We start from the raw sequence: 12682 nt of genomic DNA, 5'->3' as shown, positions 1-12682 counted from the left end.
TTATTTAAAATTGGTTAAAGGTTTTCCGTTAACGGTTACATTTTTCAGTGTCACATTTTTCAAGAAATCAACTTTGTAAGGAATCTCAATGCCGTCAATTTTCGCGTTGATCATCGTGAAATCCGTCACAGGCGAAGTTTCATACGCATTGGAAAGCACGGCATATTTTCCGCCATCTTTTACCTGTAAATTTTCTACCCAGATATTTCTGATCGTCGGAATAAAATTACCCGGTTTTTCATAAAACATGGTAAAAAGTACCGCTGCGTCTTTGTAAGCACCAACTTTTGTATTATAGAAAAAGACATTTTCAATTGTTCCGCCACGGCTTGAGCTTGTTTTGATACGAAGTGCTCTGTCAAGATTTTTACTGTCCATCACATTTCCAATGGCGTAAATATTTTTGGCTCCGCCTGCAATTTCGCTTCCGATGACAACACCGCCGTGGCCGTCTTTCATTTCACAATTTTCGATAATATGATTTTCTGCAGGTTTTCCGATGCTTCTTCCGTCTTCGTCTCTTCCGGATTTTATTGCGATACAGTCGTCTCCGGTATCGAAATAACAGTCTTTAATCCAGACATTTTTGCAAGCTTCCGGATCACAGCCATCGTTATTTGGGCCGTGGCTGACAACTTTTACTCTTTCAATTAAAACGTTTTCACAAAGTACAGGATTAAGATTCCACATTGGTGAATTTTTAACCAAAACGTCCGCCATATAGAAATTTTTACATTTATAAGGCTGAACGAAATTTGGCCTTAAATAATATCCGTCACCAAAAATTCTTTCTCTCGGATCCTTTTTTTCTGCCATGTATTCATGCAGCTTTGCGCGTGCAGGGTTTTGCCTTCCCGGGCGGGATTCGTTGTAACCGTATTGTTTGGCTCCACACCAAAACCACCAGTGATCAAGATCTGCATTTCCGTCTAATGTACCTTTTCCGGTTACGGCAATATTTTGTTCTTCATAAGCATAGATTAAGGATGAATAATTCATACATTCCATACCTTCCCATCTTGTAAAAACAATCGGATAATCGTTGCTGTCCTGGCTAAACAAAATGGTGGCGTCATCGCTTACATATAAATTAACATTACTTTTTAAATAAATAGCACCCGTTAAAAAAACTCCTTTTGGAACAACAACTCTTCCTCCGCCTTCTGCATTGCATTTTTCAATTGCTTTTTTAAAGGCTTCCGTATTTTTTGTTTTTCCGTCACCAACGGCACCAAAATCAGTAATCAGATAGTCTTTTTTTCTGAAGTTGGGTTTTACAATTTGTTTTTTCAGCGCATCAATTTCTTTTAAAGGTTGTTGTGCTGAAGTCCAGGGCTTATATTGAGCCGAAATCTGGATTGAAAATAACAGTGTAAAAAAGAATAAAACATATTTTTTCATAATACCAACAAATTGTTTAAATTTTAAAGAGAAATTAATATTTAAAAAAATTTCTTTTCATTTTGCAATCTAAAATTATTGTAATTAAAAATTATCCTGCACTGTCGGCATTTCAAAATTCAAATAGCTTATTAATATTTGTAATCGATTGCATAAAATTAATGCTGTTTTTTGTTTTGCGAAAATTACAATATAATATTTATAAATTATTTAAGAATTGGCTATTTCTAAAATAAAAAATCCCCCGATAATTCAGAGGATTTGTATTGAGAGTGAAAATTTTTAATTGCGTAAAAACTGACCGATATCTGCGGAATCAAAAGTGAAAGCAGTTTGGTTTTCAGATTTATCTAATTTTTTACTGATTGTTAATGCCCATAAAACCAATTCTTTACAGAAATTCTGATCTTCAGGGCTTAATCCTGACGTATTTTCTTCAACGACCGTTACCAAAGGCGTAATCTTGTTGAGCTTACTGTAAAATTCTTCATCCGTATCGGTATAATTAAGTTCGAGCTGATTTTTATTGAACCATTTAATTAAATCTGTATAAGGCGTTTTTATACTTTCTTTTTCCAATTTTGAGATTCGCGGAAATAAGCTTTCAAACTGCATCATTACCGCTTTATCAATTAATATTTTTGCAACATAATCTGCACCTTCCTGTTCGCCTTCATAAACAAGCTCTATTTTTCCTGTGATAGACGGAATAATCGACATGAAATCAAGTAAACGGACCGTCGTTTTTTCAACTCCGGATTCTATTAAACGTAATTTTGCTGCTGCCATTAAATTTTCCATTGCACTGATGGTAAGACGTGCGCTTACACCACTTTTTGCATCAACATATTCGCTGTCGCGTGCTGCAAAAGCTACTTCTTCCAAAAGATCTTTTGCTAAATCAGGAATTTGAATCTGTGATTTATCTTCATCCGAAATCCTTGCTTCCTGCTCTGTAATCTGCCTTGCGAGAGCAATTGTGGTTGGATAATGTGTAAAAATCTGAGAACCGATCCTGTCTTTCAAAGGGGTTACAATGCTTCCGCGGTTGGTATAATCTTCGGGATTTGCCGTAAATACAAACTGAATATCAAGAGGCATTCTCAACTGAAAACCACGAATCTGAACATCACCTTCCTGCAAAATATTAAATAAAGAAACCTGAATTCGCGCCTGCAAATCGGGTAATTCATTCAATACAAATATACATCGGTTGGCTCGCGGAATCATTCCGTAATGTAAAACGCGCTCATCGGAATAAGGTAATTTTAAAGTCGCCGCTTTTATGGGATCGATATCGCCAATTAAATCAGCAACATTCACATCAGGAGTCGCCAGTTTTTCAAAGAAACGGTTGGAACGGTGAACCCACGAGATGGGAGTGTCATCACCAAGCTCAGCAATAAGATCTCTTGCAAATTTTGAAATCGGGTGAAACGGACTGTCATTAATCTCTGAGCCTTTTACAATCGGCATATATTCATCAAGAAGATTGACCATGCTTCTCGCAATCCTGGTTTTTGCCTGCCCCCGCAACCCCAAAAGATTGATGTGGTGACCGGCAAGAATCGCTTTTTTAAGCTGAGGAACTACCGTATCTTCATAGCCCCAAAGTCCTTCAAAAACGGGTTCTTTAGCTTTAATTTTTGTAATTAAATTAGCCTGAATTTCTTCATTAATCGTTTTGTCAATATATCCGGAATTTTTTAATTCTTTAAATGTGATATCCTTTTTCATTTTTATTGTAAGTACTAATTATTTAGTGAGAATTTATTACTATAAATCTAAAATTTTAAATTTAATCATATTCTCTTAATCCTGTTTTTTTCGTAATCTTCAAAAATCATTTGCCCTAATCCTGAAAGCCCTGTTAAAAATGCTTTTCCTTTATTTTGGGCGGTAAATGCTTCTACAAACTGCCGCAAATAAGGATCTTGGGCAATCATAAAAGTAGTGATGGGAATTTTCAGTTTTCTGGCCTGTGCGGCTCTGTTAAGACATTGAGAGACAATCATTTCGTCCAAACCATTGCTGTTCATGTAAAATTCACCCGTCGGAAGCTGGATACAGCTTGGTTTTCCATCAGTGATCATAAAGATCTGCTTGTTGGTATTTCTTTTTCTGCGAAGAATATCCATGGCCAGCTCCAGGCCTGCAACAGTATTGGTATGGTAAGGCCCGACCTGAAGATAGGGAAGGTCCTTAACCTTAATTGGCCATGCTTCATTTCCAAAAACAATGATATCTATGGAATCTTTCGGGTATTTTCTGTTGATTAATTCCACCAGTGCCATTGCTACTTTTTTGGCGGGTGTGATGCGGTCTTCGCCATACAAAATCATCGAATGGCTGATATCGATCATTAAAACCGTGCTCATTTGCGCTTTATGCTTGGTTTCTTCTACAATAAGGTCGTCTTCTGTTAACCTTAAATCTGAAATTCCGTTGTTGATCTGCGCATTTTTTAAGCTTTCGGTCATATTTACAGTCGATAAATCGTCCCCATACTGAAAAGAACGGTTTTCGCCGTCACGCTCATCACCAACTCCTGTTTTTGTTGTTCTATGATTTCCTATGCCGCTTTTTTTCAGTTTCCCGAAAATCTGATCTAAAGCATATTCGCGTAAAGCGGCCTCAAGCTTGGCTGTTAATATATTTCTGCCTTTTCCTTTTCCGGAATTTCCGTCCTCAGAATCATCTTCACGTTTGATATATCCGCGCTTTCTTAAATCTTCCTCAAAATCTTCAAGAGAATATTCATCATTAAAAATGTCATATTCCTTATCAAGCATATCGAGCCAATCAAAAGCTTCTTCAATATCGCCGGAAGTGTGGGTAAGCAAATCTTTAAAGACATCGAAAACCCGGTCAAAATGCGAAATTTCTTCCGGAATATGCTTACTGAAAGTAAAACCTTTTTTGAAATTAAAATCTTTGTTCGTCATAAGATGCTGCTGCAATTTTTTTCTGTAATTTCTTACTTTTTAACGATACAAGTTATGAAATTATAAGCTTAATAACACCGTATGAAAATAGAAAATACTAATGACAGCTATATGAAATGAGAATTGACTTATTCATTTATTAATTGCTGTTTAATTCAATTTTTAATAAAATGGCCCCTTTAAATTTAATTTAAAGGAGCCTCATTTCAAATAATAAACACTGGATTTTACTTATTTTGATTTACTGTTTAAAGTAGTATCTGCAATTTTTGTTAATAACTGGTCACAGTTTTTTTCTTCTTCAAGCGTTTGTAAAAGAAGCTTCATGCATTGATCCTGTTTAAGAACTTTTGCAAAAGCAGCAAGTGTTCCGTAAGTTGCGATTTCGTAATGTTCTACCTTTTGTGCTGCGGCAATAATTCCTGCATCTCTCACAGCGCCTGGTTCTGTTTCTTCCATGATGCTTTTTCCTTCATCTAAAAGTCCCTGCATGGCATCGCATTTTTTAGCCTGAGCTTTTTTTCCTAATGCGGAGAAGCATTCTTCTAATCTTGCTACATGTTCTTCTGTTTCAACAAGATGGCTTTCAATAGCTTTCTTTAAACCTTCATCTGTTGCATTTTTCTGCATTTTAGGAAGTGCTTTGGTCAAGGCTTTTTCAGCCCAATAGATATCTTTAAGTGCATCTTCAAAAAGATCATTTAAATCTTTTGCAGCACCTTTTTTAGCCGGAATTTTAGTGGCTGTTTTTGCCGTTGTTTTTCCTGTTGTAGAAGTTGTTTTTTTTGTAGCGGTTGCTTTAGTTTCCATAATAAAATATTTAAGTTGGTTGTTTATGCAGCAAATATTACAATAATAAGACCAAAAAAGAGAATGCTTTTAAATATAAGTACCACATTTTTATTGTATTATGAATTTCTGTAAGATGATAGGCTATATTATAGTTACTTAAATTTATACTTTTGCTAAAATTTTTACATTATTTTTAATAAAACTCACTATTAATTGAAAAAAATATTTTAATTTTATCCTCGAAAGATTTTTATCTTTTATGTGCCATTTATCAAAAGAATTTTTGAATAAAAATTGCTTTTATTTTTGTCACTTCAAAGTGATATTGATAGAAGATTTTGTGCAGATTCAGGTGCCGGATAAGCTAAAAACAATAACCATTAAACAAGGCGTAACCGAAAAGCCAAAAACAGAGTAGGAAAAAAAATTAAACCATGAAAGTATCAAGTTCATCCATAATTGGATACGGCTGTTAGTTCCGATTCTACTTGGAAACAGAAAAGGAAATAACATTTTTCACTCCTAAATAGGCATTTCAAAGTGAAGTCAGCACAATCATAAAATAAAAAAACCAAAGTTATCAAAGACAAAATGAGGTTGTCGATGAAACATTTAAGAAAAGTTTGATATAAAAAATTATTAGGCAACAGACCGCTATTCTAGATTCTGCTGCCAAAAAACACAAAATAAGATGAAGAATTTGTTAGAAACAGATGTCCTTATTGTTGGTGGCGGCCCTGCAGGAGCTTCCACGGCATTAAATTTACTTAAATACTCAGATTTAAGAGTTACAATTATTGAAGAAACGAATCAGGAATCTATAAAAATCTGTGAACAGGTAAATGCAAATTTATTTGATTTGCTGGAATATATAGGAGTTGATAAACATACGATCGAAAACTCCGGTTTTATACACGGTTACAGCAGTACAGCGGCGTGGGGAAGCCCGAGAATTGCAGTTCGTGATTCTGTTTTTACAGCAGAAACGGAAAGTTTTCAGTTAAACAGAGAACAGTTTGATCTGATGCTGCAGGAAAAAGTTTTGGAAAAAGGCGGATTAATTTTCACGGATACCAAATGCCTGAAAATCACTCAAAATGACAGCCATGAATGGGAAATTAATGTTGAAAATAAGACAAAAGGCAGTTTCAGCATTCAAGCTAAATATCTGATTGATGCCACCGGAAGACAGAGCAGCATTTGTAGAGAAATTGGAGTAGAATCCAAGCGGTATGACGACCTCGCTGCGATCGGAAGGTTTTTATATTTTAAAGAATCTGATGTGCAGGAACAGGATATCGTTGTAGAATCTATTGAAGACGGATGGTGGTATTGCGCTTCACTGCCCAATCAACCGATGACGCTTACTTTTTTCTCCGATGTTACGATAATTAAGGAAAAACATCTTGAAAAGATAGAAAACTGGAATGCTTTGCTCGCAAAAACAAAACATATTAAGCATAAAATTTCTGAAGCAAGGCTGCAGAGCAATACCTGGGTTAAAAACGCATTTTCGCAGATCACAGATATCAGGTCAAAGCACAATTTTCTGGCTGTGGGAGATGCAGTTGCTTCTTTTGATCCTATTTCGTCAATGGGGATAGGATTTGCAATAAGCTCGTCATGCCACGCTGCAAAGGCTATAATCGATGCTGATTCCGGCCATGAAGGTACATTTTTATACTATCAGAACAGTATTAATGAGATTTACAATCAATATTTACAGACCAAGTTTTTTTTCTATCAGAAAGAACAGCGTTGGAATAAATCCACTTTTTGGAAAAAACGAATCAACTCTAGTTTTTAAATGTTAAATAGTTAAGGTCCTTTAGTTAGACAGCCTTGAAATCGGTGATTTGAAGGCTGTTTTATTTTAACAAATCAATTACAACTTTTAACCATAAAACCCGAAAATATGTATATGAAAAATTTACTGAAGCACATTTTATTTTTATCAATTGCTTTATTTTCAGTCTCCTGCAGCTCAGATAGAGATGAGTTTTTTAATGATTCAGCAAGCGAAGTTACGCACGTATTTTATAAAAATGCAGATGAATTCGCCTTAACTTATGATCCTTCAGGAACCGTGAGCCAGCCCATCAGAGATCAGGCATTTGATCTCTATAAACAAGGAAAATGGAGTGATCTTGAAGCATTATTTAAAGCTAATAATCTGAATGGTGGATGGCCTCCCGCCAACGGAGGCTTCAATATTATTGATGATGTTCCGCTTGTGGCCGGGCAAAAATTTGACAGATACAGCGGAGCGGTCGGCAGCTACAACGGGACCGGAATTCCTACTTTGGGCGGCAGCTTTACGAGCCCGATCATCAATGGATATGTCTATACTTTTTCACAGAGGGCTTTAAATCAGCCTGAAAGTGCATATGATTTTTATTACGAAATAGAAGTATTGAATAATTCCTTACCTTTCAAAGGGCAAACAGCAGATGTTATCCCCTGGTTTAATCAGGTTGGAAAAGGGAAGCAGACAATGTGGAAAATCCCGATCGATCCCAACACCGGATACCAGAAAACATGGAATAAGCTTGCGCAGGAAGGATATATAAAAGTTACGATCAAAAAAAGCCCGAGCGGCCATTACAACAACCTGGCAGGAACAGTTATTCAATAAAATATTTCGGATGTATTCAATATCAAAAAAAATAAAGATCGGAGAAAAGGCTGCTGTTGTGAAGAGTATTTTCAGCAATGATGAAATTGTTCCGTCTGCCGTTACAAAATTCACCTGCCTCCATTGCGGTCATGAAAATACCGTAGAGATTATCCCTTATGAATCAGGATTTCCTGTTTTTCAAATATATAATGAAGATAAAATAGCATCTAAAAGCGAATTATTGCAAAATAAAATGGTAACCGAAACGCAGAAAAACGCGCAGCATTTTGGAGAATTAACGGTAAATAATTTACCAACCCTGTATTTCGGGACCGATTGCCCGTCTTGCCACTCAAAATACATCTGCGTTTTCAGCTACGGAGAAAAACAGCCGGGCCTCAACTTACTGACCATTTCAGGAATCTGGAAATATAATGAAGCTGAATAATAGCTAATTTTTATTGCACTCACATTCAATAACAACCAATCCTCATTTTAGGGATTGGTTTTTTATTTTTTAATATCTTCATTCTCATTCACCGCTTTACCCGCTTGTCTTACCATCTCAAGCCGGTTATATAAGCCATCAGAGACCCTTTATCAAGGGGCTTCGGGTAGTTCTGAAGCCCCGTTATCCTCTTGGTCAAGGGGCCGCGGACCGTTGCAGAACCGTATTTGGAGGCTTGTCTAACCGGTTATTACCACTTATACAAGGGGTTGAAGGGACTTGTACAAGTGTCCGGAGGGGGTTCAGAAGGGTCTATACCCCCCTTAGTGAAGGGGGGGTAGACCCTTAAAGAAGGAGGGATGTCGGGTTAATAATTTCTGTGAAATCTTATAAATTAAACATAATCATTTACAGAACATGGAATTATTAATCATTTAATTAAATACAGAATTAAGCATAAAAAATCCACAACGGTAAGCTGTGGATATATTTAAGTTTAAAGATTTGCTTATTTTTTAATGACCTTATGATTAAAACGGATTCCGCCGTCAAGCTGAATATCTAATAAATAGGTTCCTGAAGGGTAGGCTGTGAAATCTATTCTGGACTGGCCCGTAGTTGAAATTATTCTGCCATCTGTTGAAAATACGGTAATATTTTTCACTTTCTTTTCAGATCTGATATTCACAAAATCTGTCGTAGGATTAGGATAAACCGAAACATCAACCGTAGAAATATCCTTTACAGATAAATTCTGATTGGTGCTCTGCATATATATAGAAAGGAAAATATCGCCCTGCTGGCCGTTGAAAACTGCTGTCGGGACTTCATATTTTAAAGTATGGCTTCCTGCTGACAATGTTGTAAAAGAAAAATTCCTGATCGGGACGGCATCTCCGGGGCACCAGTTGTTCCAGGAAGTCCACCACGCGCCGCTTTGAGGGGAATTCCCATAGATCCCGTTGCTCTGTGTATTGTATATTCTGTAAGGCTCGCAAGATTTTCCTCCGGGTGTAAACGTGAAAATCTGCGAATTATCCATTGAAATGATGTTCTGTCTTCTTACATATTCTTCACCGCCGGAATTGGCGCCGTGAGGAGTTGCGATCACATAAAAGTTAGCATTCGTGGTGCTTTGTGCAAGGTTGAAATTAATAAGGCGAACGGTCTGCCCCGCCACATCCGTATTATTGTAATTATTTAAGGCCCTTGAATCCGATAAAGGAAGAATATTGTTGGAAGATGCAGTAATGGTGGGGTCTGTAGAGGTTACAAAATCAAGAGTTCCGGTAAAAACATCGTTTCTTCCTGCGCATCCTGCAATTTGGGTATTGGCAGCATAGGGAACCCCGAAAACATCAAGCTCAACCCAGATATCATACGTGTTTCTTAATGATAAATTACTGAAAACAGAATAAAGATTGCTCACGTCATAAGTATAAGGCACGGTAGTCAGCGAGGCATTTTTATTCATAAAAGGAGTGATGTATCTGCCGACTTCGAACCTCTGCACCGTTGTATCCGTCAGGGTATAAGTGGCCTGTCCTTTGGGAACCAGCGCAATATGTACACCTCCGAGCCTGTCGTAATTGTCGCATAAGGCACCGATGGTGACATTTAAATTGATTTTATTCTGAAAGCTGTTCAGCTCAGCATCAGTCAGCTTTTTTGCGTATCTGTAATTGGCCAGCCTGATTGCATTTGCCGGAACAGGGTTTGAAACCGTTGCAGCATAGCCATCATAAAAAACAGCCTGCGAAAAGACATTGATCGTTGTCTGGGATTTAAAAAAAGAGGAAAGTAATAAAAAAGTCAGTAGAGTTTTTTTCATAGTGAGGTGAATCTTCGTTGTTATTTGAATTAATGGGTAAATATAGTTTATATTATTGATATTTTACTTTTATTGGTATTATTTTAGGTATTTAATTGAAAAAATACGGGATTTTTAAATATTCTAAGATTTAAGTTTAGATAAATTGATATTGGAATTTAAAATTTACAGCTTTTAATTAATCATCTATTAGTACTTGTATTCTATGTTTTAAAAACAAAAAAACGGCTAACCATTTTCTGGTCAGCCGTTTTTAGCGTAAATATATTATAGTTAAGATTCGGTCTTCATTAAAAAATAATTGCTGCTTGTGGCTTCTTTTCCGAACAAACACGAGAAAAGGTTTTGAAATTCATGGATATATTTACATTTTATCGAATTGCCATAAATTTTTAATCCTTCTACAATTTTTCTTGAGCTTAAATCAATGTCGTACTTTATAAAAGATTCAGGTCTTTCGTATCTTATTCTCTGTTCTGAGCTGTAAGTTCTTGAAAATCCGAATTTTTCAAGCCATTCTTCCGTAATTTTGATAGGCGTAATAGCTTTGGCGGGCACTGAAATACTATGAATATCATTTTCAATTTTAACGAAATATTCATTATTATGCTGGAATATTTCAGTTATTGTAAAAACTTGATTTTTGTATTCGACTAAGTTTTTAATTTTAAGATCTGCTACGTTCATAATATCTTGAGTTTTAGTGGTGATGATTGGTATAAATATCTTTGCAAATACTATGCCTTACATTTTAGAATTAATTAAACTTTTATTAAATAATTAATGAATATTTTTCGTAAATAATTCATTATGTGTTGAAAAGGATAAGTTCAAAGGATTAAACAGATGTTAAACATTTTAAAAAAGTGGTACGTGTGTGGTATCTGTTGTAAATAATCTAAAACTTTAGTTTAATAAAAATATATGATAAGTCCGGATGTAAAAGTGTTTTCTCATATAACAGTTTTCAGAAAAATTGAAACTCAGTTTAATTTTAATCTCAAAAATTTTAGTTAATTTGTCATGCTTGTAAATATTTAAAATATTTGACACAAAATGATTGACGATTTTCCGTTTTATTTATCCCTTATCGTAGCGATTGTGCTGCTCATTATGCTTGCCAATAAAATCAGGGTAGCATATCCTGTATTATTAGTAATTGCGGGTTTACTGATAAGCTTTATCCCGGGTATTCCTTTGATTAAAATAAATCCCGAACTTATATTTATCATTTTTCTTCCACCTTTATTATATGAAGCGGCATGGGCAATTTCATGGAAAGAATTATGGAAATGGAGGAGAATTATAGGAAGCTTTGCATTTGTAGTGGTATTTTTTACAGCAATTACTGTGGCTTTGGTAGCCAATCATTTTATTCCCGGATTTTCCCTGGCGCTTGGTTTTTTATTAGGCGGAATTGTTTCTCCTCCGGATGCAGTAAGCGCAAGCGCAATTTTGAAATTTGTAAAAGTTCCGAAAAGAATGGCTTCAATTTTAGAAGGCGAAAGTCTTTTGAATGATGCTTCATCACTGATTATTTTTCGTTTTGCAATGATTGCAGTTGCGACTGGGCAATTTGTCTGGCATGATGCGGCATTGAGCTTTTCGTGGATGCTGATCGGCGGGATCGGAATTGGAGCTCTGGTCGGCTGGATTTTTATGAAAGGTCAGCAGTTTCTGCCCACAGACGCTAATATGGATACCATTTTAACTATTGTTGCGCCTTACGTAATGTATATTGCGGCTGAAGAAGTTCACAGTTCAGGTGTTTTGGCGGTGGTAAGCGGCGCACTTTTACTTTCAAATAACAGGCATCAGTTTTTAAATACATCTTCCCGATTAAGAGGAATCAACGTTTGGGAAAGTGTTGCTTTTGTGTTAAACGGACTTGTTTTTATATTAATCGGCCTGGATCTACCGGAGATTACTTCCGGGTTGGAAGGAGTAAGTATTTCAGCAGCAATCGGGTACGGACTTTTAATTACTGCAGTTTTGGTTGTTGTAAGGCTCATATCAGCTTATGCGGCCGTTATTATTACTTTAATTGCCCGAAATTATATCACCGTTGCCGATACTCGAAGTCCGGGTTTCAAAATTCCTGCTATTTTAGGCTGGACGGGCATGCGAGGGGTAGTTTCTCTGGCGGCGGCTCTGTCTATTCCGACCCATTTATGTGAAGGAGGCCCGCTTTTCCCCCAAAGGAATTTAGTGCTATTTATTACGTTTATTGTGATTTTAACAACCCTTGTCGTTCAGGGATTAACGCTTCCTTATTTGATTAAAAAAATAAAAATGCCTTCCTACAATGATTATCTGCCCGAAGATGAAGCGGAAGAAAAAATAAAGCACGGAATGGCAAAATTTACGCTTGATCACATGAATGCAAATCATAAAAGCATTTTAGCAAAAAGCCGGTTCCTGCAACAGATCCATGAAAAATGGAAGGGAAAAATGAATGACGATTACGAGATTCAGCTTACTCCGGAAGTGCGTGAAGCCTATCTTGATGTTTTAAACCAGCAGAGAATGTGGCTCATTGATCAGAATCACACTCATTCAGAGGTTGATGAAGACATCATCCGAAAACATTTAATGAATATTGATCTTGAAGAGGAAAGAATTCGCCTTATTAATTAATTTTGGTTAAA

General features: G+C 36.2%; 9 protein-coding genes and 1 pseudogene. 4 read left to right on the top strand and 6 right to left on the bottom strand.

Annotated elements, in window-relative coordinates:
- From BLT04_RS18530 to BLT04_RS18515, 4 genes are all read right to left on the bottom strand, one after another.
- Nucleotides 1–1401, bottom strand: coding sequence for a glycoside hydrolase family 28 protein (locus BLT04_RS18530; RefSeq protein ID WP_089757264.1), 1401 nt, complete (start codon nt 1399–1401; stop codon nt 1–3).
- Nucleotides 1402–1683: 282 nt separating this feature from the next.
- Nucleotides 1684–3138, bottom strand: coding sequence for a sigma 54-interacting transcriptional regulator (locus tag BLT04_RS18525; protein ID WP_089757263.1), 1455 nt, complete (start codon nt 3136–3138; stop codon nt 1684–1686).
- A 65-nt stretch (nt 3139–3203) separates the two neighbouring features.
- The gene (locus BLT04_RS18520; RefSeq protein WP_089757262.1) at nt 3204–4346 is read right to left on the bottom strand and encodes a vWA domain-containing protein; all 1143 of its coding nucleotides are present in this window, start codon (nt 4344–4346) and stop codon (nt 3204–3206) included.
- Nucleotides 4347–4577: 231 nt separating this feature from the next.
- Nucleotides 4578–5156: a YciE/YciF ferroxidase family protein gene (locus BLT04_RS18515; RefSeq protein ID WP_089757261.1), complete on the bottom strand. Its 579-nt coding sequence runs from the start codon at nt 5154–5156 to the stop codon at nt 4578–4580.
- Between the two features lie 661 nt (nt 5157–5817).
- Here BLT04_RS18515 and lodB point away from each other — a divergent pair.
- The 3 genes and pseudogenes from lodB to BLT04_RS18500 form a co-directional block, all read left to right on the top strand.
- Nucleotides 5818–6945, top strand: a pseudogene (gene lodB, locus BLT04_RS18510) (lysine-epsilon-oxidase maturase LodB); the annotation flags it as partial.
- Between the two features lie 114 nt (nt 6946–7059).
- A complete protein-coding gene (locus BLT04_RS18505) occupies nt 7060–7773 on the top strand; it encodes a glycohydrolase toxin TNT-related protein (protein WP_089757337.1) in 714 nt (237 codons plus the stop codon).
- 10 nt (nt 7774–7783) lie between these two features.
- Entirely contained in the window at nt 7784–8203 is a 420-nt protein-coding gene (locus tag BLT04_RS18500; RefSeq protein ID WP_089757259.1) for a hypothetical protein, read from the top strand.
- A gap of 508 nt (nt 8204–8711) precedes the next feature.
- On the opposite strand, the gene BLT04_RS18495 is transcribed toward BLT04_RS18500, so the two are convergent.
- Both BLT04_RS18495 and BLT04_RS18490 read right to left on the bottom strand, forming a co-directional pair.
- Nucleotides 8712–10034, bottom strand: a complete 1323-nt coding sequence (locus BLT04_RS18495) for a peptide-N-glycosidase F-related protein (protein WP_089757258.1) — start codon at nt 10032–10034, stop codon at nt 8712–8714.
- Between the two features lie 273 nt (nt 10035–10307).
- Entirely contained in the window at nt 10308–10721 is a 414-nt protein-coding gene (locus BLT04_RS18490) for a hypothetical protein (protein WP_089757257.1), read from the bottom strand.
- A gap of 369 nt (nt 10722–11090) precedes the next feature.
- Here BLT04_RS18490 and BLT04_RS18485 point away from each other — a divergent pair, with 369 nt between their 5' ends.
- Nucleotides 11091–12671, top strand: coding sequence for a Na+/H+ antiporter (locus tag BLT04_RS18485; protein WP_089757256.1), 1581 nt, complete (start codon nt 11091–11093; stop codon nt 12669–12671).
- The last annotated feature ends 11 nt before the right edge of the window (nt 12672–12682 follow it).

The organism is Chryseobacterium soldanellicola, assembly GCF_900100115.1.
In the GTDB taxonomy this organism is placed as follows: Bacteria; Bacteroidota; Bacteroidia; order Flavobacteriales; family Weeksellaceae; genus Chryseobacterium; species Chryseobacterium soldanellicola.
This window is presented reverse-complemented; position numbering and strand designations above follow the sequence as displayed.